The sequence below is a fragment of the Rhodococcus globerulus genome (genome assembly GCF_019334125.1).
Classification (GTDB): Bacteria; Actinomycetota; Actinomycetes; order Mycobacteriales; family Mycobacteriaceae; genus Rhodococcus_F; species Rhodococcus_F globerula.
This window is the reverse complement of the sequence record NZ_CP079698.1, coordinates 1,107,213-1,132,500: the sequence shown is the minus strand read 5'-3', so window position 1 is coordinate 1,132,500 and position 25,288 is coordinate 1,107,213. Positions and strand designations below refer to the sequence as shown.

At 62.1% G+C, this 25,288-nt stretch carries 18 protein-coding genes, 1 tRNA gene, 2 rRNA genes and 1 pseudogene (1 of these 22 running past the window's edge); 21 read left to right on the top strand and 1 reads right to left on the bottom strand.

All coding sequences use genetic code 11. The features are described 5' to 3' along the window. From KYT97_RS05055 to KYT97_RS04960, 20 genes and pseudogenes are all read left to right on the top strand, one after another. A 23S ribosomal RNA gene (locus tag KYT97_RS05055) occupies window positions 1-2,544 on the top strand (it extends 590 nt beyond the left edge of the window). A 141-nt stretch (window positions 2,545-2,685) separates the two neighbouring features. Further along, window positions 2,686-2,802, top strand: a 5S ribosomal RNA gene (gene rrf / locus KYT97_RS05050). Between the two features lie 67 nt (window positions 2,803-2,869). Continuing rightward, window positions 2,870-3,763 carry a hypothetical protein gene (locus tag KYT97_RS05045; RefSeq protein ID WP_245006025.1) on the top strand — a complete coding sequence of 298 codons (894 nt, stop codon included), beginning with the start codon at window positions 2,870-2,872 and terminating at the stop codon, window positions 3,761-3,763. After that, a complete protein-coding gene (locus KYT97_RS05040; RefSeq protein ID WP_219111863.1) occupies window positions 3,760-4,743 on the top strand; it encodes an HAD-IIA family hydrolase in 984 nt (327 codons plus the stop codon). The genes KYT97_RS05045 and KYT97_RS05040 overlap by 4 nt, the downstream gene beginning before the upstream one ends. Window positions 4,744-4,818: 75 nt before the next feature. Beyond that, window positions 4,819-5,061 carry a hypothetical protein gene (locus tag KYT97_RS05035; RefSeq protein ID WP_033231881.1) on the top strand — a complete coding sequence of 81 codons (243 nt, stop codon included), beginning with the start codon at window positions 4,819-4,821 and terminating at the stop codon, window positions 5,059-5,061. A 1-nt stretch (window position 5,062) separates the two neighbouring features. Beyond that, window positions 5,063-5,893, top strand: coding sequence for a TlyA family RNA methyltransferase (locus KYT97_RS05030; RefSeq protein ID WP_219111862.1), 831 nt, complete (start codon window positions 5,063-5,065; stop codon window positions 5,891-5,893). Continuing rightward, entirely contained in the window at window positions 5,890-6,837 is a 948-nt protein-coding gene (locus tag KYT97_RS05025; protein WP_033231883.1) for an NAD kinase, read from the top strand. Before KYT97_RS05030 ends, KYT97_RS05025 begins: the two co-directional genes overlap by 4 nt. 3 nt (window positions 6,838-6,840) lie before the next feature. Next, window positions 6,841-8,616, top strand: coding sequence for a DNA repair protein RecN (gene recN, locus KYT97_RS05020; protein WP_219111861.1), 1,776 nt, complete (start codon window positions 6,841-6,843; stop codon window positions 8,614-8,616). A gap of 88 nt (window positions 8,617-8,704) precedes the next feature. Next, window positions 8,705-9,889 carry a putative cytokinetic ring protein SteA gene (gene steA / locus KYT97_RS05015; RefSeq protein WP_033232172.1) on the top strand — a complete coding sequence of 395 codons (1,185 nt, stop codon included), beginning with the start codon at window positions 8,705-8,707 and terminating at the stop codon, window positions 9,887-9,889. Next, entirely contained in the window at window positions 9,886-10,833 is a 948-nt protein-coding gene (locus KYT97_RS05010; protein WP_092807882.1) for a copper transporter, read from the top strand. Before steA ends, KYT97_RS05010 begins: the two co-directional genes overlap by 4 nt. A gap of 143 nt (window positions 10,834-10,976) precedes the next feature. After that, window positions 10,977-12,737 carry a CTP synthase gene (locus KYT97_RS05005; RefSeq protein WP_045067871.1) on the top strand — a complete coding sequence of 587 codons (1,761 nt, stop codon included), beginning with the start codon at window positions 10,977-10,979 and terminating at the stop codon, window positions 12,735-12,737. 7 nt (window positions 12,738-12,744) lie between these two features. Continuing rightward, a complete protein-coding gene (locus tag KYT97_RS05000) occupies window positions 12,745-13,377 on the top strand; it encodes an NUDIX domain-containing protein (protein ID WP_219111860.1) in 633 nt (210 codons plus the stop codon). A 1-nt stretch (window position 13,378) separates the two neighbouring features. Beyond that, the gene (gene xerD, locus KYT97_RS04995; protein ID WP_092807649.1) at window positions 13,379-14,302 is read left to right on the top strand and encodes a site-specific tyrosine recombinase XerD; all 924 of its coding nucleotides are present in this window, start codon (window positions 13,379-13,381) and stop codon (window positions 14,300-14,302) included. Window positions 14,303-14,579: 277 nt separating this feature from the next. Next, a complete protein-coding gene (locus KYT97_RS04990; RefSeq protein WP_373557473.1) occupies window positions 14,580-15,458 on the top strand; it encodes a ParA family protein in 879 nt (292 codons plus the stop codon). Next, on the top strand, window positions 15,458-16,273 hold the full coding sequence (locus KYT97_RS04985; RefSeq protein WP_116103433.1) for a segregation and condensation protein A: 816 nt from the start codon (window positions 15,458-15,460) through the stop codon (window positions 16,271-16,273). Before KYT97_RS04990 ends, KYT97_RS04985 begins: the two co-directional genes overlap by 1 nt. Next, window positions 16,270-16,977 (top strand): SMC-Scp complex subunit ScpB, encoded by a 708-nt coding sequence (scpB, locus tag KYT97_RS04980; protein ID WP_116103431.1) that lies wholly within the window; start codon window positions 16,270-16,272, stop codon window positions 16,975-16,977. Before KYT97_RS04985 ends, scpB begins: the two co-directional genes overlap by 4 nt. 751 nt (window positions 16,978-17,728) lie before the next feature. After that, window positions 17,729-18,598, top strand: a pseudogene (locus KYT97_RS31240) (pseudouridine synthase); the annotation flags it as partial. 11 nt (window positions 18,599-18,609) lie between these two features. Continuing rightward, window positions 18,610-19,290, top strand: a complete 681-nt coding sequence (cmk, locus tag KYT97_RS04970) for a (d)CMP kinase (protein WP_219112819.1) — start codon at window positions 18,610-18,612, stop codon at window positions 19,288-19,290. After that, entirely contained in the window at window positions 19,287-20,714 is a 1,428-nt protein-coding gene (der, locus tag KYT97_RS04965) for a ribosome biogenesis GTPase Der (protein WP_033231894.1), read from the top strand. The genes cmk and der overlap by 4 nt, the downstream gene beginning before the upstream one ends. A 101-nt stretch (window positions 20,715-20,815) precedes the next feature. After that, window positions 20,816-20,889 (top strand) — tRNA-Pro (locus tag KYT97_RS04960). Between the two features lie 83 nt (window positions 20,890-20,972). On the opposite strand, the gene KYT97_RS04955 is transcribed toward KYT97_RS04960, so the two are convergent. Then, complete coding sequence (locus KYT97_RS04955) at window positions 20,973-21,803, bottom strand: class II glutamine amidotransferase (protein ID WP_172935593.1); 831 nt, start codon at window positions 21,801-21,803, stop codon at window positions 20,973-20,975. A gap of 134 nt (window positions 21,804-21,937) precedes the next feature. On the opposite strand from KYT97_RS04955, the gene KYT97_RS04950 reads away from it, so the two are divergent. Beyond that, window positions 21,938-25,222 (top strand): protein kinase domain-containing protein, encoded by a 3,285-nt coding sequence (locus KYT97_RS04950; RefSeq protein ID WP_095886388.1) that lies wholly within the window; start codon window positions 21,938-21,940, stop codon window positions 25,220-25,222. Window positions 25,223-25,288: the final 66 nt, after the last annotated feature.

The following is a 25,288-nucleotide window of genomic DNA, read 5'->3' as shown; positions in this document are numbered from 1 at the left end:
TAGTACCTGAAACCGTGCGCTTACAATCCGTCAGAGCCTTTGCACACTTCGGTGTGGGGGGTGATGGCGTGCCTTTTGAAGAATGAGCCTGCGAGTTAGTGGCATGTCGCGAGGTTAACCCGTGTGGGGTAGCCGTAGCGAAAGCGAGTCCGAATAGGGCGATCATAGTGGCATGCTCTAGACCCGAAGCGGAGTGATCTACCCATGGCCAGGTTGAAGCGACGGTAAGACGTCGTGGAGGACCGAACCCACTTAGGTTGAAAACTGAGGGGATGAGTTGTGGGTAGGGGTGAAAGGCCAATCAAACTCCGTGATAGCTGGTTCTCCCCGAAATGCATTTAGGTGCAGCGTCGCGTGTTTCTCACCGGAGGTAGAGCTACTGGATGGTCTAGGGGGCCCACAAGCTTACCGAAATCAGCCAAACTCCGAATGCCGGTGAGTGAGAGCGCGGCAGTGAGACTGCGGGCGATAAGGTTCGTAGTCGAGAGGGAAACAGCCCAGATCGCCAGCTAAGGTCCCTAAGCGTGTACTAAGTGGAAAAGGATGTGGGGTCGCGAAGACAACCAGGAGGTTGGCTTAGAAGCAGCCACCCTTGAAAGAGTGCGTAATAGCTCACTGGTCAAGTGATCCTGCGCCGACAATGTAGCGGGGCTCAAGTACACCACCGAAGCTGCGGCATTCACGCAATAGCCCCCAGTTGATCCAAGGATTTTCTGGCAGGTGTGTGGATGGGTAGGGGAGCGTCGTGTGGCCATGGAAGCGGCAGGGTGACCTAGCCGTGGAGGCCACACGAGTGAGAATGCAGGCATGAGTAGCGAAAGACGAGTGAGAAACTCGTCCGCCGAATGACCAAGGGTTCCTGGGCCAGGTTAATCCGCCCAGGGTGAGTCGGGACCTAAGACGAGGCCGACAGGCGTAGCCGATGGACAACGGGTTGATATTCCCGTACCCGTGTGAACGCGCCCATGGTGAATCAGTGATACTAACCGTCCTGAAGCCACGAGAAGACCTTCGGGTCTCGAGTTGGTGGATGCACGGGACCTGATCTGGTAGTAGCCAAGCGATGGGGTGACGCAGGAAGGTAGCTGGGCCGGTCAGTGGTAATACCGGTGTAAGCGTGTAGGGCGTGACCTAGGCAAATCCGGGTCGCATATAAGCCTGAGACGTGATGCGTAGCCGATTGAGGCGAATTCAGTGATCCTATGCTGCCGAGAAAAGCCTCTAGCGAGCTTTCACACGGCCCGTACCCCAAACCGACACAGGTGGTCAGGTAGAGAATACTAAGGCGATCGAGATAACTATGGTTAAGGAACTCGGCAAAATGCCCCCGTAACTTCGGGAGAAGGGGGGCCCTGTCTGGTGACGACATTTACTGTCTGAGCTGGGTGGGGCCGCAGAGACCAGTGAGAAGCGACTGTTTACTAAAAACACAGGTCCGTGCGAAGTCGTAAGACGATGTATACGGACTGACGCCTGCCCGGTGCTGGAAGGTTAAGAGGACCGGTTAGTTCTTCGGAGCGAAGCTGAGAATTTAAGCCCCAGTAAACGGCGGTGGTAACTATAACCATCCTAAGGTAGCGAAATTCCTTGTCGGGTAAGTTCCGACCTGCACGAATGGCGTAACGACTTCTCAGCTGTCTCAACCGTAGACTCGGCGAAATTGCATTACGAGTAAAGATGCTCGTTACGCGCGGCAGGACGAAAAGACCCCGGGACCTTCACTACAGCTTGGTATTGGTGTTCGGTTCGGTTTGTGTAGGATAGGTGGGAGACTGTGAAACGGTGACGCCAGTTATCGTGGAGTCGTTGTTGAAATACCACTCTGATCGAATTGGACCTCTAACCTCGGACCATGATCTGGTTCAGGGACAGTGCCTGGTGGGTAGTTTAACTGGGGCGGTTGCCTCCCAAAATGTAACGGAGGCGCCCAAAGGTTCCCTCAGCCTGGTTGGCAATCAGGTGTCGAGTGCAAGTGCACAAGGGAGCTTGACTGTGAGACTGACAGGTCGAGCAGGGACGAAAGTCGGGACTAGTGATCCGGCACCGGCAAGTGGAAGCGGTGTCGCTCAACGGATAAAAGGTACCCCGGGGATAACAGGCTGATCTTCCCCAAGAGTCCATATCGACGGGATGGTTTGGCACCTCGATGTCGGCTCGTCGCATCCTGGGGCTGGAGTAGGTCCCAAGGGTTGGGCTGTTCGCCCATTAAAGCGGCACGCGAGCTGGGTTTAGAACGTCGTGAGACAGTTCGGTCTCTATCCGCCGCGCGCGTAAGAAACTTGAGGAAGGCTGTCCCTAGTACGAGAGGACCGGGACGGACGAACCTCTGGTGTGCCAGTTGTTCCGCCAGGAGCACCGCTGGTTAGCTACGTTCGGAAGGGATAACCGCTGAAAGCATCTAAGCGGGAAGCCTGTTCCAAGATGAGGTTTCTCACCCCCTCGAGGGGGTAAGGCCCCCGGCAGACCACCGGGTTGATAGGCCAGAACTGGAAGTACAGTAATGTATGCAGGTGACTGGTACTAATAGGCCGAGGACTTACCACAAAGAAGCTACGCGTCCACTGTGCGGTATCTGAAACAACACACAGATACCTTGAATTCGATTCCCCATCATTCACCGACACTTGTCGGTGGATGTGTGGAGGATCTGGTTCACGGTTAGTTACTGTGACAGTTTCATAGAGTTACGGCGGTCATAGCGAAGGGGAAACGCCCGGTCCCATTCCGAACCCGGAAGCTAAGCCCTTCAGCGCCGATGGTACTGCACTCGACAGGGTGTGGGAGAGTAGGACACCGCCGAACACCCGTTAACCGAAAGGGGACCCAACATACTGGGTCCCCTTTCGTGCGTTGTATGAAAGGAAAGACTGTGTCGGAGAATGGCGACGAGCGTCGGTCCTTCCGTGGGGGAGGAGCGCCTCGTTCAGGTGGCCCCCGTCGTGACAACGACGGGCGTGGTCCCCGAAGCAGCGGTGGCGGCGACCGCCGCAGCGGCGGAGACAGAAGCGGCGGATCGCGTCGTGGCGGCGAGGGTGGATTTACCCCTCGTGGACGCGACGGTGACCGCAATCAGCGTCAGGCAGCACGCCCTGACGAACCCGATCTACCAGACAACGTAGAACCGACCGAACTTGATCCGGCTGTTCGTCGTGATCTGCTGAGCTTGGACAAGGACAACGCCAACACAGTTGCGCGTCACCTCGTCATGGCCGGCAAGTTGGTCGACGAAGATCCGGAACTTGCACTGCTCCATGCCCGTGCTGCCCGTCAGCGCGCCGGCCGAATCGCGGTTGTTCGTGAAGCTGCCGGAATCACTGCGTATCACGCCGGTGAATGGGCTGAAGCATTGTCCGAGCTGCGTGCAGCTCGTCGTATGGCCGGCGGTCCTGGACTTATTGCAGTGATGGCTGACTGCGAACGCGGATTGGGTCGCCCCGAGCGGGCGATCGAACTCGGTCGTAGTGACGAAGCCAAACTGCTGTCGGGTGATGAAGCGTCGGAGCTTCGGATGGTCGTAGCAGGCGCCCGGATGGATCTCGGCCAGTTCGATCAGGCCGTTGTCACCTTGCAGACTGCCGATCTTGATGCAAAGCGCACCGGTGCGTCTGCTGCCAGGCTGTTCTACGCCTACGCCGACGCACTTGTTGCGGCCGGCCGCGTCGAAGACGGTCTGAAGTGGTTCCTCAATGCTGCAGCAGCAGATCTCGAGGGCGATACGGATGCAGAAGAGCGGGTGGCGGAGCTGTCCGGAGAAGATCTGTGACGGTTCTTCGCAGCCAGTACGACGTACTTCTGCTCGATCTCGACGGGACGCTCTACGCGGGCGCTCACGCGATTCCTGGTACCCAGAGTGCTCTGGGCCAGGGATCGCAAGCGCTCTACTACGTGACCAACAACGCGAGCCGGTCGCCGTCGGACGTGTCTGCGCATCTGACCGAACTCGGCTTCGATTCTGTCGACGACCGGGTTGTGACAAGTTCACAGACGGCTGCCCGTTTGCTTGCCGAACGGGTCGCTCCCGGGTCTGCGGTCCTTGTTGTCGGCACCGAAGCGCTTGCCGACGAGGTGACTCGGGTCGGACTGCGTCCGGTTCGTGAGTTCGCCGAATCTCCAGTTGCCGTCGTACAGGGGCATTCGACCGCAACCGATTGGTCGATCCTCGCCGAGGCGTGCCTCGCTATTCGCGCAGGCGCACTGTGGGTGGCGGCCAATCTCGACACCACGCTGCCTTCCGAGCGTGGTTTGGTGCTCGGAAACGGTTCGATGGTCGCGGCGCTGCGCGCAGCGACCAAGGTAGAACCATTGGTGGCCGGCAAGCCCGCGGCCCCGCTCATGAACGATGCATTGCTCCGCAGCGGTTGCACTAAACCGTTGGTCGTCGGCGATCGCCTCGATACGGATATTGAAGGCGCGCATGCTGTTTCGATTGATTCACTGCTTGTTCTGACCGGTGTCAGCACGCCCACTGATGTTCTGCGCGCTCCACTCGAACAGCACCCCACCTACATTGCTGCAACCCTGGACGCACTGAACCAGCCTGCCGCATTGTCGAAGGTCGGCACCGACTCGAAGTGGACCATCTCCGCGTCCGGGACGGCACTGGTCGTGGACGGACCCATGGTGGGGGACGAGACGTCGCTGCTGCGCGCACTCGCTCCCGTGGCATGGGAACATCCGGCATTCGAAACCGTCGAGGCATCGGACGCCGATGTGCAACGCGTCGTAGATTCGTGGTTGGCGTAAATTCTCGCAAGAGTGTTCGACTCGCGGGGTGGGGATGTGTGCGCAACCAATGGTCATGCACTAGCGTTGTGCGCGATGAGCACCCCGATATCGAACAATAAAAACACGAGCCCTGGCACTGGTGTGCCTGGGCCGTCGCGAGGTGTGGACCCGGAGCGTATTCGGTCCGACGTCGACGCTTTGCTCGTGAGTCTCGGGCAACTCGATCAGGATCCGAACGATCAGCACGGAGCAGGCGTGATTCCACACAAGGCGCAATTACTGGAACAAGCACACGAGGTGCTGGTCCAAGCACTGGCGTCTGTGGACAGGGTCTGACATGGCACGTAGAGCACGCGTCGACGCTGAACTCGTTCGTCGTGGATTGGCACGTTCACGCGATCACGCACAAGAGTTGATCTCGGCCGGCCGGGTCCTCATCTCGGGCGCCGTTGCCACCAAACCAGCTACGGCCATCGAAGCCGGAACACCGCTGCGCGTGGTCGAGGTCGAGCAGGAAGTCTCTTGGGCCTCCCGCGGAGCACACAAACTGATTGGCGCTCTTGATACTTTCGGCGAATCAGGGCTGAGCGTCGAGGGGCGTCGCTGTCTGGACGCCGGTGCCTCGACCGGTGGATTTACCGACGTTCTGTTGACCCGCGGTGCCAAAGAAGTGGTTGCCGTCGACGTCGGATACGGCCAATTGGTGTGGCGACTGCAGTCGGACGAGCGGGTTCACGTCATCGACCGCACCAATGTCCGCGCCATCGACGCCGAAACCATCGGCGGGACCGTCGACATGGTTGTTGCCGACCTCTCGTTCATCTCTCTCAAACTTGTACTCCCGGCATTTGTCGCGTGCACCGCAGACGGCGCCGATCTTGTTCCGATGGTGAAGCCGCAGTTCGAGGTCGGCAAGGATCGAGTCGGGGCAGGTGGGGTTGTTCGTGACCCTGAGCTTCGGATTTCCGCTGTCCTCGAAGTGTCCGAAGCTGCCGCCAAGGTGGGCCTGCGTACCGCCGGTGTTGTTGCGAGTCCGCTGCCCGGCCCGTCCGGAAACGTCGAGTACTTCCTGTGGCTCAAGAAGGAAACCGAGCCGCAGGAGCCGGCTGACGATGCGCCGTCGGTCGAGGATCTTATCCGCAGAGCTGTAGAGGAAGGTCCGCAGTGAATGCAACTGCCGGGGGTGAGTCACGCGAAATTCTCCTGGTGGCACACCCGGGTCGCCGTGATATCGCCGAAACTGCCAGACGCGTCGGAAAGATCTTCGAGAGCGCGGGCATTGGCCTGCGGGTGCTGGTCGACGAAGCTGACAGCTCGCGTATCGAGGCAATGACTGCGCCTGAGGGATTCTCGGCGCCGGATCTTGATGTGACAGTTGTTCACCCAGGTCCCGAAGCGGCAGTCGGCTGCGAGATGGTTCTGGTTCTCGGCGGCGACGGCACCTTTCTCCGTGCCGCTGAGTTAGCTCAGGAAGCGTCGATTCCGGTTCTCGGAATCAACCTCGGACGCATCGGGTTCCTGGCGGAGACCGAGGCCGAGCATCTCGAAGAGGCTCTCGCGCAGGTAGTCCGCAAGGAATACCGCGTGGAACACCGCATGACGTTGGACGTCGTGATTCGCGTCGATGACGAGATCATCGATCGCGGGTGGGCTCTCAACGAGGCGAGTATCGAAAACCGCTCGCGTCTGGGTGTTCTCGAAGTGGTTCTCGAAGTTGACGGGCGGCCGGTGTCGGCATTCGGCTGCGACGGTGTGCTGGTGTCCACGCCGACGGGATCGACGGCCTATGCGTTTTCTGCCGGTGGTCCGGTGGTGTGGCCGGAACTCGAAGCGCTACTTGTGGTTCCGAGCAACGCTCACGCACTGTTCGCGCGTCCACTCGTCACCAGTCCGGAGTCTCTGATTGCGGTGGAGACCGTTGCCGGCAGTCACGACGGGTTGGTGTTCTGCGACGGTCGCCGCACGCTGGAACTGCCTGCGGGCGGACGCGTCGAGATTGTTCGGGGTGCGACTCCGGTCAAGTGGGTACGACTGGATTCGGCGCCGTTTGCCGATCGGATGGTGCGAAAGTTTGAATTGCCGGTGACCGGTTGGCGGGGAAGGAAGCCTTAAAACGTGCTCGCAGAGATCCGAATCGACAGCCTGGGTGTGATCTCCGAGGCGTCAGCGCAATTCCACGAGGGATTGACCGTCCTGACCGGTGAGACCGGTGCGGGTAAGACGATGGTTGTCACCAGCCTGCACTTGCTCAGTGGTGCGCGAGCCGATGCCGGGCGGGTGCGTCTGGGCGCCTCCCGCGCAGTTGTCGAGGGCAGGTTCGTCACGGACTTGTCGCCGGCGTCGGAACGAGAGATCGCACGGATCCTCGAGTCGTCCGGAGCCGAGCGTGACGAGGACGGCAGCATCATCGCGGTCCGGACCGTCGGTAGCGACGGACGATCGCGAGCGCATCTCGGTGGTCGCAGCGTTCCGGCCGGTGTGCTCTCGGAGTTCACCGACCCGTTGTTGACGGTGCACGGTCAGAACGATCAGCTCCGACTGCTTCGTCCCGACCAGCAGCGTAATGCTCTGGATCGCTTCGGCGACAAGACAATCGGAACGCTCCTGACGCGCTACCGGAAGCATCGCCGTGAATGGCTCGACGCTCGTTCGGAACTGATCGAACGCACATCCAAGGCCCGCGAACTGGCGCAGGAAGCAGATCAGCTGACCTTCGCGCTCAACGAAATCGACGGTGTTGCACCGGAACCGGGCGAGGACGCCACCATCGTGGCAGAGGTTCGGCGTCTCAGTGATCTGGATTCGCTGCGCTCGGCAGCCGAGGAAGCGCATGCGGCACTCGCCGGTAGCGACGACATGGCCAGTGCTGATGTCGGAGTCTCGCCCGCACTGGATCTGATGTCGGAGGCCAGGGCGCGGATCGAGTCCGTCGTCGATTCCGATTTGGACGGATTGGGTGCGCGGCTGGCCGATGCCATCGCGGTTGTCACCGATGTAGCCGGCGATCTCAATACCTACCTCGCTGCATTACCGTCTGATCCGGGTGCTCTGAACACCCTGCTGTCACGTCAATCCGAACTGAAGACGCTGACGCGGAAGTATGCCGCTGACGTCGACGGAGTTCTGGAATGGGCCGACACTGCTCGTACTCGACTGTCCAAACTCGACGTATCGTCGGATGCTCTCGGATTGTTGAGCAAACAGGTCGAGGAATCCGCTGCACTGACGGCAGATGCAGCCACCAAACTCAGCGCGGCGCGAGTGAAGGCGGCAGCAAAACTGTCGAAAGCCGTCAGCGCGGAACTCGCCGGACTGGCGATGGGCCGGGCCGGTTTGGAAGTCAGCGTCCGGCAGCAGGTCGCCGGTCCTCAGGATTCGGCTCCGCTGAACGTCGGGGGAGCGGAACTGCATGCCGGCTCCGGTGGCGTAGACGAGGTGGAGTTCCGGTTGTCGGCGCACAGCGGCGCTCCGTCGTTGCCGATCAGTAAAAGCGCGTCGGGCGGTGAACTCTCACGCGTGATGCTCGCCTTGGAAGTTGTTCTTGCCGGTAGCGACACGGGCGCGACGATGGTGTTCGACGAAGTGGACGCCGGAGTCGGTGGTCGTGCGGCCGTCGAGATCGGTCGCCGATTGGCCAAACTTGCTCGGACACATCAGGTGATTGTGGTGACGCACCTTCCGCAAGTGGCGGCATTCGCTGATACCCATCTCGTAGTCGACAAAGTCGACGACAAGGGCGGCGTCGTCAGCAGTGGTGTTCGGACACTCTCGGACAGCGATCGAGTCGTGGAACTGGCCCGGATGTTGGCCGGTTTGGACGATACTGAAACGGGTCGTGCGCACGCCGAGGAACTGTTGGAAATAGCCAATGCGGCACGCGTCACAGATTGAACAATACGTGGTGCAGTTGTGGTTGATGTGGTAGTTGGTTCGGCGCGCCTCCACCGATAGCGGCAGGTTCGGGTTCATCATCGAAGCCATGAAGATGCCCGCATTGCTCTCCCGTAACACCACGTCGTTGCCAGGGATCAGCGGCATCGCCAGGGTCGATCGGAATACGGCCAAGCTTTTACGCCGTGTCGGTCCCGGGGATATCGTCGTCCTGGACGAACTCGACATCGACAGGCGAACAGCCGACGCTCTGGTGAAAGCCGGAGTGCTCGCGGTTGTCAACGCATCGCCGTCCATCTCCGGTAGATACCCGAACCTCGGCCCGGAGGTGATCGTCGCCAACGGCATCGTCCTGATCGACGCGCCGGACGGCGAGGTATTCAAGTCGATCAAGGACGGCAGCAAGATTCGCCTGCACGAAGGCGAGGTCTTCAACGGAACAAAGAGCCTCCTCAAGGGTGAGGAACAGTCCGAGGCCGAGATCTCCGACCGGATGATCGAGGCAAAAACCGGGCTCGTCGACCACCTCGAAGCGTTCTCCGGCAACACAATCGAGTTCATCCGAACCGAGAGTCCGCTCCTCATCGACGGTATCGGCGTGCCAGACGTCGACATCAATCTCAAGGACCGCCATGTCGTGGTGGTGTCCGACGGGCCCGATCACGAGGCGGATCTCAAGAACCTCAAGCCGTTCATCAAGGAGTACTCGCCGATCATGATCGGCGTCGGTGCGGGCGCCGATGTACTGAGCAAAGCCGGCTACCGCCCCGACCTCATCGTGGGCGACCCGGAAGAAATCACCAGCGCCACTCTGAAGTCCGGCGCCGAGGTGGTTCTGCCTGCAGACCAGGACGGTCATGCTGCCGGCCTTTCGCGTATCCAGGATCTCGGCATCGGAGCGATGACGTTCCCGGCAACGGGGTCACCGACGGATCTGGCTTTGTTGCTTGCGGACCATCATGGCGCGTCGCTGATCGTGACGGTCGGTAACGTCGTCTCGCTCGACGAATTCTTCGATCGTGCTCGCCGCGAAAGCAATCCGTCGGCGTTCATGACCAGACTCAAGGTCGGTCCGAAACTTGTCGACGCCAAAGCCGTCGCAACGCTGTATCGCAGTCGGGTATCCGGGGGAGCTATTGCTCTTCTGGTGCTCGCCGCACTGGTTGCGGTGATCGTCGCGCTGGTCGTATCCAATGCCGGTAGTGAAGTTCTCGACTGGGCAATCGCAACATGGAACAGCTTTGCGCTGTGGGTTCAGGGGCTCTTCAAGTGATTTCTATGCGTCAACACGCAATTTCGATTGCGGCTATTTTCTTGGCACTCGCCATCGGCGTTGTTCTGGGATCCGGAATGTTGTCGAGTGGGCTGCTCTCCGGCCTGCGCGACGACAAGGCTGATCTGCAGAACGAGATCGAAAATCTTAACGAACAGAACAATCATCTCGAAGAGCAACTCAACTCCGCCGACGGTTTCGACTCGGCAGTGGGCGGACGCGTCGTACGTGATTCTCTCGCCGGTCGGACCGTTGTGCTGGTGACCGCACCCGACGCTGATCCGAGCGATCTGGACGGTGTCACGCGGTTGATCGCGGCATCGGGCGGCGCGGTGACCGGTCGCGTGTCGTTGACGGATTCGTTTGTCGACGCCAGCGGCGGTGACCGTCTGCGGACGGTCGTGAACAACGTGATCCCCGCGGGCATCACTCTCAAGACTGGAGCGGTCGACCAGGGAAGCCTCGCCGGTGATCTGCTCGGATCAGTCCTCTTGCTCAACGGATCGACCAGTGAGCCGCAGAGCACGCCGGACGAGTTGAATCTGGCTCTCGACACGTTGCGCAGCGCAGGTTTCGTCACGTACGACGGCGTCGTCAAGCCGGCTCAGCTCGCGGTGGTCCTCACGGGCGACAACGCATCGGACGACGGGGCCTCCGGTAATCGCGGCGCCGTGATCGCCCGCTTTGCCGGTGCGCTGGACGGACGCGGCGCAGGAACGGTCCTGGCGGGTCGACCGGGCTCGGCCGATGGCAATGGTCCGATTGCGGTTGTACGGGCCGATGCGGCGCTCTCAGCGGGTCTGACGACCATCGACAACGTTGATCGTGAAGCCGGGAAGATCACTACCTCGCTGGCTTTGCAAGAGCAGTTGAACGGCGGAGCAGGGCGGTACGGAACCGGCCCGGGAGCCGCGGCGATCACCGTCGGTGCACCCGCGAGTTGATACCCCGGTCACATCGTGGGGCGAAACTCGGCGCGTAGTAGGCGTCGGGGCCCCATAGGTGTTACCGTGAAATCCCGTGGGTCGGCAGGCCCCAGCATTGCTTCAACAGACCAAGCCCTGCACAGTCGTCACGGGAGCCCCTTTTGCCACAGTCACGCAACACCACGCGTACCGCCACCAAGCACATCTTCGTCAGCGGAGGTGTTGCTTCTTCGCTCGGTAAAGGTTTGACCGCCTCCAGTTTGGGACAGTTGCTCACCGCGCGGGGCATGCGCGTGACCATGCAGAAACTCGATCCCTATCTCAATGTGGATCCGGGCACCATGAATCCGTTCCAGCACGGTGAAGTGTTTGTCACCGAAGACGGCGCGGAGACCGACCTCGACGTCGGACACTACGAACGCTTCCTCGATCGCGATCTCTCGGGTCAGGCCAATGTCACCACCGGCCAGGTGTATTCGACGGTTATCGCCAAGGAGCGACGCGGCGAGTACCTGGGCGACACCGTTCAGGTCATCCCGCACATCACCGACGAAATCAAGCGACGCATCCTCGAGATGAGCGGCCCGGATCTGCAGGGCGTGCGCCCCGACGTCGTCATCACCGAAATCGGTGGAACTGTCGGCGACATCGAATCGCAGCCGTTCCTCGAAGCCGCCCGTCAGGTCCGCCACGACGTCGGCCGCGACAACGTGTTCTTCCTGCACGTCTCCCTTGTGCCGTTCCTCGGCCCGTCCGGAGAACTCAAGACCAAGCCGACGCAGCACTCGGTTGCGTCGTTGCGCAGCATCGGCATTCAGCCCGACGCGCTCATCCTTCGTTGCGATCGTGACGTCCCGCAGGGCCTCAAGAACAAGATCGCCCTGATGTGCGACGTCGACGTCGACGCCTGCATCTCCACTCCCGACGCGCCGTCGATTTACGACATCCCGAAGGTTCTGCACCGCGAGGGCCTCGACGCGTACGTCGTGCGTCAGTTGGGTCTGCCCTTCCGTGACGTCGACTGGACTGTGTGGGGCGATCTGCTCGATCGGGTTCACCAGCCGCGTGAGACGGTCCGAGTTGCGTTGGTCGGCAAGTACGTCGACCTGCCGGACGCGTACCTGTCGGTGACCGAGGCGCTGCGTGCCGGTGGCTTTGCCAACCGTTCCAAGGTCGAGATCTCGTGGGTCGCTTCCGACGAGTGCGAGACCGAAGCAGGCGCCCAGGCCGCCCTCGGCGACGTCGACGCCATTCTGATCCCCGGCGGCTTCGGCATCCGCGGTATCGAAGGCAAACTCGGCGCGATCCGGTACTCCCGCGCACGCAAACTCCCGCTGCTCGGTATCTGCCTGGGTCTGCAGTGCGTTGTCATCGAAGCGGCACGCAGCGTCGGTTTGACGGATGCCAACTCGGCCGAATTCGAACCGGACACCAAGTACCCCGTCATCTCCACGATGGCCGATCAGGAAGACGTGATCGCCGGCGAGGCCGACCTCGGTGGCACGATGCGTCTGGGTGCGTACCCGGCAGTGCTGACCAAGGGTTCGGTTGCGGCGCAGGCTTACGGAACCGAAAATGTGTCCGAGCGTCACCGTCACCGCTTCGAGGTCAACAACACCTACCGTGAGCGGATTGCCAAGTCCGGCTTGCAGTTCAGCGGTACGTCGCCCGACGGCCATCTCGTCGAGTTCGTCGAGTACCCGCGCGAGCAGCACCCGTTCTTCGTTGCAACGCAGGCACACCCGGAACTCAAGAGCCGCCCGACGCGTCCGCACCCGCTGTTCTCGGCGTTCATCGATGCGGCGTTGAAGTACAAGCTCGAAGAGCGTCTGCCCGTTGACGTTCACGCCGAGAAGACCATTGACACCGCAGCAACCGAGACCGAACTCGACGCCGTCACCGAATCCTCGGAAAAGGTCTAGCAATCACATGAGCGACCCCGGTCGGCACGAATTCGACACCCTCGACTCCACCACGATCTACACCGGCGCGATCATCGCGCTGCGTAAGGACTCCGTGGTGATGCCAGGAGGTCAGCGCGCCGACCGGGAGGTCGTCGAACACCACGGCGCTGTTGCGGTGGTGGCGATCGACGCCGACGACAATCTTGTTCTGATTCATCAGTACCGGCATCCGCTCGGTCATCGGCTGTGGGAGATCCCGGCCGGTCTTCTCGACGCACTTGGCGAGAGCCCGTTGGACGCTGCTGCGCGCGAGTTGGGCGAAGAAACCGGACTCGGCGCGGATCGTTGGTCCGTGCTTGTCGACGTTGCGCTCTCGCCGGGGTTCACCGACGAAGCTGTGCGAATTTTCCTCGCCGAGGGGTTGCACGACGTGGACCGGGAAGATCCCGAACACGAAGAGGCGGACCTGCAGATTGCGCGGGTGCCGTTGGCGCAGGCCGTCTACATGGCCTTGCGCGGCGATCTGGTGAACGCCACCGCGGTGTCCGGCATCATGGCGCTGGCGGCAGCACGCGCTGTCGGCACAGAGTTGCGACCAGCCGACGCTCCGTGGCCGGACCGTCCGACCGCCTTCGGAGAACGCAAGTCCAGGGCCTGAAATGCTTGCCAGACAGGTGGATTCATTTCTGGACCACCTAGCGGTCGAGCGGGGATCCGCTCGCAATACTCTTCTCTCGTACCGCCGGGATCTGTATCGCTACGTCGAATTCCTCAATGCCAGGGGCATCGACAATGTCTCTCGAGTTGCTGAAAACGACATCACGGAATTCGTGACGAATTTGCGGCTGGGGGACAAGGACGCCGGAATTGTCGCGTTGGCGCCGAGTTCTGCCGCGCGCACCCTGATCGCTGTACGCGGTTTCCACAAGTTCTCGACCGCCGAAGGACTCACAACGGTCGACGTGGCCCGGGCAGTCAAACCGCCGACCCCCGGACGCAAACTCCCCAAAGCGCTCCCGCTCGACCAGATCATTGCACTATTGGAAGCGTCCGGTGGTGGCGCTGCCGGAGACGGTCCCCGGGATCTGAGGGATCGCGCACTCCTGGAACTGCTTTACTCCACCGGAGCTCGTATCTCGGAAGCCATCGACCTCGATGTCGACGACATCGACACCCACTCTCGATCCGTTGTGCTCCACGGCAAGGGTGGGAAGCAACGCGTGGTGCCCATCGGTCGGCCCGCGATCGAGGCCGTCGACGCTTATCTTGTGCGTGGCCGGCCCGCGCTGGCTACCAGGGGCTTGCCTGCCCTGTTCCTCAACGCGCGAGGTGGACGGTTGTCCCGGCAAAGTGCCTGGCAGATCCTTCAGGACTCGGCGGCTGCCGCAGGAATCACGGCTGACGTTTCGCCCCACACGCTGCGACATTCCTTTGCCACACACCTACTGGACGGCGGTGCCGACGTTCGTGTTGTGCAGGAACTTCTGGGCCACGCGTCGGTCACCACAACCCAGATCTACACCTTGGTCACCGTCACAGCGCTACGTGAAGTGTGGGCGCAAGCACACCCCCGGGCGCGCTAGCCGTCTGCGTGTAATGCGTGTTGCGTGAGAAATCGGAGAAATAAGCGGTAGCGTTCAAGGCGCGCGAGCGACTCTTGTGAGTATTCGGCCTGTCGGAATTCGGTATTGCCGGGTATTCCACGGGTTGCCGGCGCCGAGAGCAACCGTCGAAAGAACAGGGGAGCATCGGACCGTGTCGACATCGCAGCGAGCAGCGGCGGAGTCAGCGCCGCCGTATGTCACAACCCAGTACCTCGACCCCTCTACCGAACCTGCCCCTGCCGCCGATTCCGAGGCGATATTCGACCTACCGACCTCGTCGGACACTGCGTCAGTCGAAGAACTCGGACCGACCGGTAGGCCGGTACGAGAAGTCCCGATGCCGACCCCGTTGCCGCACCACGGTCCCGCGATGATCATCGCGATGTGTAACCAGAAGGGTGGCGTCGGCAAGACGACGTCCACGATCAATCTGGGGGCGGCGTTGGCGGAGTACGGCCGCCGCGTGCTGTTGGTCGATCTGGACCCGCAGGGCGCACTGTCCGCAGGGTTGGGTGTGCAGCACCACGATCTGGAACTGACGGTTCACAACCTGCTCGTCGAACCGCGTGTGTCCATCGACGACGTGCTGATGCGCACCCGGATCGACGGACTGGATCTGCTGCCGAGCAATATCGATCTGTCGGCGGCCGAGATTCAGCTGGTTACCGAAGTGGGACGTGAACAGACACTGGGTCGCGTTTTGCATCCTGTTCTGGATCGATACGACTACGTCCTGATCGACTGCCAGCCGTCGCTCGGTCTGCTGACGGTCAATGCCTTGGCCTGCGCTGATTCGGTGATCATTCCGATGGAATGCGAGTACTTCAGCCTGCGCGGTCTGGCGCTGCTCAACGACACCGTCGAAAAGGTTCACGACCGGCTCAATTCCAAACTCGAGTTGGCCGGTATCGTCGTCACGATGTTCGACTCGCGCACACTCCACGCCCGTGAGGTGATGGCGCGCGTCGTCGAGGTGTTCGGCGACGTTGTCTACGACACCGTGATCAACCGCACCGTGCGTTTCCCCGAAACCAGCGTGGCCGGCGAGCCGATCACCACCTGGGCACCCAAATCTGCCGGAGCCGAAGCGTATCGGGCGCTGGCCCGCGAAGTAATCCACCGGTCTGGTCGTTAGTGAAACTGATTCCACCGCAAGAAGATTCATCCCCAGCAGTTGCAGAGTTCCGCGTAACACTTCGAAACTTCGAAGGGCCGTTCGATCTGCTGCTTTCCCTGATCAATCAACGCCAACTCGACGTCACCGAGATAGCGCTGCACACCGTCACCGACGATTTCATCGCGTACACCCGGCAACTCGGCAGTGCGATGGGGCTCGATCAGACGACGGAGTTTCTTGTTGTCGCCGCGACACTTCTCGATCTGAAAGCCGCCAGGCTCCTGCCGGCAGGCGAAGTCGAGGACGCCGAGGATCTTGCTCTGCTCGAAGCCCGCGACCTTCTTTTTGCCAGGCTCCTTCAGTACCGCGCCTACAAGCAAGTTGCGACGCTGTTCGGTGAACTCGAGGAAGCAGCATTGCGGCGATACCCCCGCTCCGTTGCCGTCGAGGACCAGTTCGCCGATCTCCTTCCCGAAGTGCTGCTCGGAGTGGATTCGCACAAGTTCGCCGAGATCGCCGCAGCCGTTTTCGCACCCCGGCCGGTTCCCACAGTCAGCCTCGATCACCTGCATGTGTCCAATATCTCGATCCCCGAACAAGCGGAGTTCATCCTCGAACTTCTGCGTGCCCGCGGCACAGGGGAGTGGGTACCGTTTCCGGACCTGATCGAGGACTGCGACGACGCCGCCCCGATTGTCGCCCGCTTCCTGGCGCTGCTCGAGCTGTACCGTCGGCGCACCATTGTCTTTGACCAACCCGAGCCGCTCGGGCGACTGCTCATTACCTGGACCGGCGAGGAATCAACCCCCGTCACCGAGGAGGACTACCGATGAGTCTCGATCCCGCCGCGACGGAATCTGTGCAGGTAGAAGACTCTGGTGAGGGTGATTCGGCTCTCGCTTTCGAGCTGGACGACACTCAACTCGACGCTGTGCTCGAGTCGCTGCTGCTCGTAGTCGATTCACCGGCGGAGGTGGCGCAACTTGCCTCCGTGACCGGTACCGATCCAGCTCGCGTCGAGCAGCGACTGCAACTGATGTCGGCTGCACTTACCGCCCGTGGCAGCGGCATAGACCTGCGATACGCAGGCGACGGATGGCGTTTCTACACGCGGCAAGAATTCGCCCCCTACGTCGAACGGCTGTTGCTGGACGGCGCACGTACCAAACTGACCCGCGCAGCATTGGAAACTTTGGCGATAGTCGCATACCGTGGACCGTTGACTCGTGCGCGGATCAGTGCAGTACGAGGCGTCAACGTGGACGGGGTGGTACGCACACTCCTCGCCCGCGGACTGATCGCGGAAGCCGGGCCAGACCCGGACACCAACGCGACACGGTACTCCACAACCGAACTGTTCCTCGAACGGCTCGGACTGAGCTCGCTGAGCGATCTCCCGGAGTTGGCACCGCTTTTGCCTGATGTCGACCTGATCGACGACATCAGCGAAAGCCTCGAATCCGATCCGCGATTTGCGAGAATGAACAAGGCCGACGTGCCCACCGACGTGGTGGACACCGAAGTCGACGACGACTGACGGGGAAAACCCGCCGTCGTCAGCAGAAAGAATAGACCCGACCACAGTCGGGAAACAGCTGAAAACTGACAGGAAAAAAGTGAACAATCCCGCTCGCCGAGATGGCACACCGGACCGTAACAACTCCCGCGACACCCGCGGCGCACGCAGCGATGCCCCCCGCGGTGGTCGTAGCGACAGCCCCCGTGGTGGACGCAGTGACGCCCCCCGTGGCGCACGCAGCGAAGCCCCCCGTGGTGGACGCAGCAACACTTCCCGCAGTACTTCCGGATACGACCGCAATGCCGGATCCGACCGCCCCCGCACGGATGACCGTCGTAGTGGATTCAACGATGATCGGCGCCCCCCGCGCAGTGATGATCGTCGCCCTCCGCGCAGTGATGATCGGCGCCCCCCGCGCAGTGATGATCGTCGTCCCGCACGGACCGACGACCGTCGTGGTGGTTACAACGACGACCGTCGTCCGGCACGCACCGACGACCGTCGTGGTGGCTACAACGATGACCGGCGCGGCCCGCGCAATGACGACCGCCGCGACCCGCGCAATGACGATCGTCGCGGCCCCCGCAGCGATGACCGTCGTACCCCTCACGTTGATGCCCGTCGCGCACCGCGCGGTGGCGCTGACCGTCGCAGCGACGATCAGCGCGGCGCACGCCCCGAGGCTCCTCGCGGCACTGCCTGGGCAAACGCTCCTCGTGGATCCAAGTTCGACGGACCTCCGCGCAAGCGCCCGGCAGCCCCGACACCGGCGGCAACCAACAAGCGTGGCAAGCCGAAGACGGAGAAGCCGCAGCGCGTCGTCTCCCAGAACCCGTTGGTGTCCAACGCCAAGCCGGCGCGTCATCAGCACGCCGAGGTCACCAAGCACGACGGCCCGCCGAAGGGCGACGGCGTCCGCTTGCAGAAGGTGCTGGCTCAGGCCGGCGTCGCATCACGTCGTGCAGCAGAAGAACTGATCGACCAGGGTCGCGTCGAGGTCGACGGCCGCATCGTGGTGGAGCAGGGTCTGCGTGTTGATCCCGAGAACGCAGTAGTCCGCGTCGACGGCGTTCGTGTTGTCGTGCAGAAGGACCTCGTCTACTTGGCAATGAACAAGCCGCGTGGATGGCAGTGCACGATGTCTGACGACCTCGGTCGCCCGTGTGTCGGCGACATCGTCTCCGAGCGCGTTCAGTCCGGTCAGCGACTGTTCCACGTCGGCCGTCTCGACGCCGACACCGAGGGCTTACTCCTCTTCACCAACGACGGCGATCTCGCTCACCGCCTGATGCACCCGTCGTTCGAGGTTCCGAAGACGTACCTCGCCACCGTTCACGGCGTTGTCGAGCGCAGCACCGGCAAGCAGTTGCGTGACGGTGTCACCCTCGACGACGGTCCGGCCAAGGTGGACGCATTCACCGTGCTCGAGATCAACGAGGGCAAGACGCTCGTCAAGCTCGTTCTGCACGAAGGCCGCAAGCACATCGTGCGTCGCCTCCTCGATGCGGTCGGTCACCCCGTTGTCCGTCTGGTTCGCACCAACGTCGGCGTTGTCGCGCTCGGCGATCAGCGTCCGGGAACGCAGCGCGTACTCGGTCGTAGCGAGGTCGGTGGACTGTACGAGGCGGTCGGCCTGTGACCGATTCGTCCATGCCGCTGGTGGTCGCGATGGACGGACCGTCCGGAACCGGCAAGTCCAGCGTCTCCCGTGCGTTGGCGCAGCGTTTGGGCGCCCGCTACCTCGACACCGGAGCTATCTACCGGATCGCGACCCTGCACGTGCTGCGTCAGGGAATCGATCTGACTGACGCTGCGGCGATCACCGCTGCGGTTGCGGCGTTGCCCTGGTCCATCGGCACCGATCCCGTCAGCGAGCAGGTTCTGCTCGACGGCGACGACGTCGGCGAAGAGATCCGCGGCGACGCGGTGACCAAGGCTGTCTCCGCTGTGTCCGCCGTGCCCGAGGTTCGGGACCTGCTCGTTGCGACACAGCGTGAGCTGGCGGCGGGCGCAGAGCGGATCGTCGTCGAAGGACGCGATATCGGAACCGTCGTACTCCCTGATGCGGACGTCAAGATCTTCTTGACCGCATCGGCGGAAACCCGTGCGGCACGGCGCAATACGCAGAACGTCGGCCAAGGCCGCGAAGACAATTACGAAGCGGTGCTGGCTGATGTGCAGCGCCGTGACCATCTCGATTCGACTCGGGCAGTGTCGCCGTTGCGCCCTGCCGAGGATTCCATCCTGGTGGATACGAGCGAATTGGGCATTGAAGATGTGATCGCCAAGCTGCTGTTGGTGGTCAGCGACAGAACTGGAGCAGTGCAGTGAGCGACGATCTGGTAACCGAATTTGCCGGCGACGGAACCTGGTCCGAGGAATCGGAGTGGGACTACGCCGATCTCGAAGCGGACGGCGAAGGCGAAGCGCACATTGCCGTCCCGACCTTGGCTGTTGTCGGTCGACCGAACGTCGGCAAGTCGACGCTCGTGAACCGCATCATCGGCCGCCGTGAAGCGGTAGTCGAGGACATCCCCGGCGTTACCCGTGACCGTGTCTCGTACGAGGCGAACTGGGCCGGCCGACGCTTCCTCGTCCAGGACACCGGCGGATGGGAGCCCGACGCAAAGGGCCTTCAGCAGGCCGTTGCTCGTCAGGCCGAGTTGGCCATGGGAACGGCTGACGCCATTCTCCTGGTCGTCGACGCTGTTGTCGGCGCCACCGCGACCGACGAAGCGGTCGCTCGCGTGCTGCGTCGTTCCAAGACTCCGGTCATCCTCGTTGCCAACAAGGTGGACGACGGACGCACCGAGTCCGAGGTCGCCGCACTGTGGTCCTTGGGCCTCGGTCAGCCGTACTCCGTGAGTGCGACGCACGGCCGCGGTACCGGCGACCTGCTCGACGAGGTTCTGGAGAAGCTTCCGGAAACCCCGCGTGAAGGCATCCCCGGCGGCGGCCCGCGTCGTGTTGCTCTGGTCGGAAAGCCGAACGTCGGAAAGTCCAGCTTGCTCAACAAGCTGTCCGGCGACGAGCGGTCCGTCGTACACAACGTTGCCGGCACCACCGTCGACCCGGTCGACTCGATCGTCGAACTCGGTGGGCGCCCTTGGCGTTTCGTCGACACGGCTGGTCTGCGCAAGCGCGTCAGCCATGCCAGCGGCGCCGAGTTCTATGCGTCGTTGCGCACGAAGAGCGCGATCGAGGCCGCTGAGGTCGCGATCCTGCTCATCGACGCACACGAGCCGATCACCGAGCAGGACCTGCGTGTTCTGAGCATGGTGGCCGACACGGGTCGCGCTCTGGTGATCGCATTCAACAAGTGGGACCTCGTGGACGAGGACCGTCGACTCATGCTGGACAAGGAAGTGGACCGCGATTTGGTCCGCGTTCCATGGGCTCAGCGAGTCAACATCTCCGCCCACACCGGTCGCGCCGTGGCGAAGCTCGTCCCTGCGCTCGACACGGCTCTCGAGTCTTGGGACAAGCGCATCCCCACGGGTCGCCTGAACACCTGGCTCAAGGAAGTTGTGGCAGCAACTCCGCCGCCGATGCGTGGTGGTCGCCTGCCTCGCATCATGTTCGCGACGCAGGCAAGCACACGCCCGCCGACCTTCGTTCTCTTCACCACAGGCTTCCTCGAGGCCGGTTACCGCCGGTTCATCGAGCGGCGTCTGCGTGAAGAGTTCAACTTCGACGGCAGCCCGATCCGCGTTTCCGTGCGAGTGCGCGAGAAGCGGGACCGTAAGAGCCGCTAGTTTCTGCGTCCAAACAGTACTAAAAAGGCTCTGACCAGCCGATTGGTACTTCAGCCCGTCTCTGATGTAATCTTTCCAAGCGCCCGAAACAAGGGCGCGGACGGGCTGTGGCGCAGCTTGGTAGCGCACTTGACTGGGGGTCAAGTGGTCGCAGGTTCAAATCCTGTCAGCCCGACCGAAGAACAAAAATGCGGTTCCGGAGAAATCCGGAGCCGCATTTTTTGTTTGTCTGAGTGGATGTCGATGTCGAACCGGCACTCACGTAGGGATTGGCTCGAACTCCCGCATTTCGTCCCGTCCCGCTTGAACGACACCCGCAGCCGATTCCGGCACCTCGTTCCAGGCTCCCGGAAGGTCGCGAAGTGGTTCGGAAACGACGATTCGTGCTTCTTCACCAAGGTGGTGCAATGCTTCCACTTCGGGATGGAGTTTCCGCAGCGTGGAGATCTCGGTGGAGAAGAAGAGCGACCTTGATTGTCTTTCAGTCGAATAGCGGAAGATCCAGGTTGATGTTCCGTCCGTCGTAGCGACCGTCATCTGTACTGGATTGTCGATTCCGTGGGCGCGGGCTGTCTGCTCGACAAACCCGACCGCTCTGGCAACCCCGTCGAACGGATCATCGGTCAAGCCGAAGGTGAGCGCGAGAAAGAACAGAGTTTCCGAGTCCGTGGAGCCCTCCAAGTCGGGGAAGAGCGATGGATCGATGGCGGTCACCAATTCGCGTTTGATCTCATGAAACCCGTGCAGGGAACCGTTGTGCATCCACATCCAATTCCCGTGCCGAAATGGGTGACAGTTGCTGCGCTGCACCGGAGTACCGGTTGATGCGCGGACGTGAGCGAAGAGCAACGGAGTGCGCAATTGGCTGGTGACCTCGCGGAGGTTCGAGTCGTTCCACGCGGGTTCAATGCTCTTGAACAGGGCAGGCTCGCTGCCCTCTCCGTACCAACCGATTCCGAAGCCGTCGCCATTGGTTGTCGTCGCACCGAGACGGGAATGCAGGCTCTGGTCGATTAGCGAGTGCTTCGGCCGGAACAAGAGGTCATGCGCAAGGATCGGTTCACCTGAATATGCCAGCCACCTGCACATCTTTCCATTGAATCAGATTGCGGCAGTGATGACGATCCTCTACGACTGGTGAGGGATAGGGTTGAAGGGCGCTGGTCGTGCCGTCGGGACCAGTGGCCAGGAGTTAGGTGCCGACGGAGTGAGTAGGCCGTCCGATGGGTGAAGGTGATTCGCTCGGCACTCAGCGTTACCCGCCGCCGTCGGCCGTGGAACTGGGAAGTGCCGGCTTCGACGATGTCCAGGAGATCGGCCGCGGCGGATTCGGCGTCGTCTACCGCTGCATGCAGGCAGATTTGGATCGCCCGGTTGCGGTGAAGGTGCTCACGGTTGATCTCGACGAGGAGAACAGGTCTCGCTTCTTCCGGGAACAGCAAGCGATGGGCCGGTTGACCGGACACCCGAACATCGTCAACATTTTGCAGGTCGGCGCCACCGACAGTGGCTGTCCGTTCATCGTGATGCCGTATCACCCGCGGGATTCCCTCGATGCTCGGATTCGACGCGACGGTCCGCTGCCGTTGGATCAGGCGTTCCGCCTGGGGGTGAAGATGGCGGGCGCGGTGGAGTCGGCGCACAGGCTCGGCATCCTGCACCGCGACATCAAACCCGCCAACATCCTGCTCACCGAGTACGGCGAACCGGAGTTGGCCGACTTCGGTATCGCGCATATCACCGGTGGTTTCGAGACTGCCACCGGGGTCGTCACCGGGTCGCCGGCATATACGGCGCCGGAGGTGCTGGGGGGAGATCCGTCGAGTCCAGCGGCCGATATTTACGGTCTTGGCGCTGTCCTGTTCAGCGCTCTCACCGGTCACGCCCCGTTCGAGCGTCGTAGCGGTGAGCAAGTTGTCGCGCAGTTTCTGCGGATCACCAAGCAAGCGGTACCCGACTTGCGTGACCATGGGATCCCCGACGACGTGGCCGAAGTAATCTCTCGCGCGATGTCGCGGACGCCCGGCGCGCGCCCAGTCACTGCCGCGGAGTTCGGCGAGCAACTGCGGCAAATGCAACGGCACTACGATTTCCCGGTCGACGAGATGTCCCTACGTGCCGAACCCGGCGAACCCGGCGAACCGGGCGGCGGCTGGCGACCTGGCCCTGAAGGTCGACTGCGACGTTCAGGTGCCTTTACTCCGAGCACGACGGGGGAGCTTCCGCTGGAACTGACCAGCTTTGTGGGCCGCCGACGCGAGCTGACCGAAGCGAAGAACCTGCTCGCCGCTGGCCCGTTGGTGACGTTGACCGGGATCGGCGGGGTCGGAAAGACGCGGCTGGCGATGCGGCTCGCGGCGGGGATGCACAGCGAATTTGACGATGGCGTCCGGCTCGTCGAGTTGGGCGAGCTGCGTGACGAGTCGTTGCTGATCGAAACAGTGGCTGGTGTGCTGGGACTGCGGGGCCAGTCGGCGAGACCGGTACCGGAGATGCTGATCGAGTTTCTCGAACCGCGGGAATTGCTGCTGGTTCTGGATAACTGTGAACAGCTGGTCGATGCCGTCGCTGAATTGGCCGCGACCCTGGTGCGCGTCTGTCCGTCGCTACGGATTCTGGCTACCAGCCGCGAACCCCTCGACATCGGTGGGGAGGCGGTGCTGCGGGTTCCGCCGCTTGGCGTCCCTGAGCCCGAGCGGAAGCCGTCGCTCCGGGGATTGTCTAAATACGATGCAGTGTCGTTGTTCGGCGAGCGCGCCGCGTCGGCAGTTCCGGGATTTGTGCTCACCGAGGAGAACGCGGAGACGGTGGCCGGGATCTGCCGCAGGCTCGACGGGCTGCCGTTGCCGATCGAGCTGGCGGCGGCGCGATTGCGGGCGATGTCGCTCGAGCAGATTCTCGAGCGATTGACTGATCGATACGCGCTGCTGACTCGAGGTATCCGGGGCGCCCCGTCGCGGCAGCAGACGTTGCGGCTCTGTATCGACTGGAGCTTCGAGTTATGTACTGCCAGTGAGCAACTGGTGTGGGGTCGGTTGGCGGTATTCGCGGGTAGTTTCGAACTCGATGCTGCGGAGCAGGTGTGCAGCGCGGACCAGTATCCGGGCGCGCTTCTCGACACGTTGACGTCATTGGTCGATAAGTCGATTCTGATTCGCGAGGAACATGGGTCGGTGGTGCGGTTCCGGATGCTCGAGACGTTGCGCGAGTACGGCTACGAGAAGCTCGAGCAGTCCGGCGATCTAACGGAACTGCGCCGCCGGCACCGGGACTGGTACGAACGGTTGGCGCTCGACGCGGAGGCCGAGTGGGTCAGCGACCGCCAACTCGACTGGATCGCGCGTCTGAAGCGCGAGCAACCGAACCTGCGGGAAGCCCTCGAATTCAGCGTCGTCGACGATCCCGTCGCCGGCCTGCGAACCGCTGTCGCGTTGTCCTTCTTCTGGAGCTCCCAAGGCCTGTACAACGAGTGCCGGCACTGGATCGACCACTTGCTTGCCCGTCAGAGCGGCCAATTCACCCTCGACTGGGCCAAGGGTCTTTACTTCGCCACGCTGATGGCGAGTATTCAAGGTGACCTCAGGGCCGGGGCGGGCCGCGTCGAGGAGGCACGGAGTCTCACCGCTCACACGCGTGACCCGATGATGCGCCCACTCGTTGACTTCGCCGACGGAATGCATGCTCTTTACAGTGGTGACCCCAGGCGCGCTTCCTCGCTTCTCGAAGCCGCCGCCGCCGGATTCAGCCGTCACGGCGATCGGACGCTCGAGGTAGGTGCGTTGTATTCGTTGGGGTTGGCCTATGGATTGAGCGGCCAGATGGACAGGGCAATCGAATGTCTCGAGCGTGTCCTCTCGATCACGGACCACTATGGCGAGAAGATGTATCGGTCGCTCTCGTTGTGGGCCCTCGGCATCGCCGTGTGGCGAAAAGGCGATACCGATCGTGCGATGCGGCTACTCGAGCAATCGCTGAAGTTGGCCCGCCTGGTACACCACCCACGCGTCGCAGCAGCTTGCCTCGAGACGATGGCCTGGATCGAGTGCGGGCGGCGCGACGCCACCAGAGCCGCAGTGTTGATGGGAGCGGCGGATGGGTTGGCGCACGCAATGGGCAGCACCGCGATTATTCATTCCAACTTACTTGTCTATCACCAGGAATGCGATCAGAAGGCGCGTCAGAAGCTCGGAGACAAAGCATTCGCGGCGGCTTTCCGAAAGGGGCAAGGCTTCGGACTCGAAGCTGCAATTTCCTACGCCCTCCACGAACGGCTCTCCGACGCAGCCGGATCCGGCATGGACGCCTCGACGCGACTGACCAAGCGGGAACGCCAAGTCGCCGATCTCATCGCCCAAGGTCTGACCAACCAGGCCATCGCCGATCGGCTGGTGATCTCACCGCGCACCGCCCAGGGGCATGTGGAGCACATACTGACAAAACTGGGGTTCACCTCGCGGGCGCAGGTTGCAGCCTGGATTGTGGAGAGGGACCGTGATCGGACATCTTGACACGATCTCGCGAGATCCGTTGCCGATCAATAGATTTAGTGTTCTCCTGCTGTAGGGGCATGCTGT

Coding starts and splice junctions, on each gene's coding strand:
- steA (WP_033232172.1), top strand. CDS start 8,705: ATGAAGATGCCCGCATTGCTCTCCCGTAACACCACGTCGTTGCCAGGG.
- KYT97_RS05000 (WP_219111860.1), top strand. CDS start 12,745: ATGAGCGACCCCGGTCGGCACGAATTCGACACCCTCGACTCCACCACG.
- KYT97_RS05030 (WP_219111862.1), top strand. CDS start 5,063: ATGGCACGTAGAGCACGCGTCGACGCTGAACTCGTTCGTCGTGGATTG.
- cmk (WP_219112819.1), top strand. CDS start 18,610: ATGCCGCTGGTGGTCGCGATGGACGGACCGTCCGGAACCGGCAAGTCC.
- KYT97_RS05035 (WP_033231881.1), top strand. CDS start 4,819: ATGAGCACCCCGATATCGAACAATAAAAACACGAGCCCTGGCACTGGT.
- KYT97_RS04950 (WP_095886388.1), top strand. CDS start 21,938: ATGGGTGAAGGTGATTCGCTCGGCACTCAGCGTTACCCGCCGCCGTCG.
- xerD (WP_092807649.1), top strand. CDS start 13,379: ATGCTTGCCAGACAGGTGGATTCATTTCTGGACCACCTAGCGGTCGAG.
- scpB (WP_116103431.1), top strand. CDS start 16,270: ATGAGTCTCGATCCCGCCGCGACGGAATCTGTGCAGGTAGAAGACTCT.
- KYT97_RS04955 (WP_172935593.1), bottom strand. CDS start 21,803: ATGTGCAGGTGGCTGGCATATTCAGGTGAACCGATCCTTGCGCATGAC.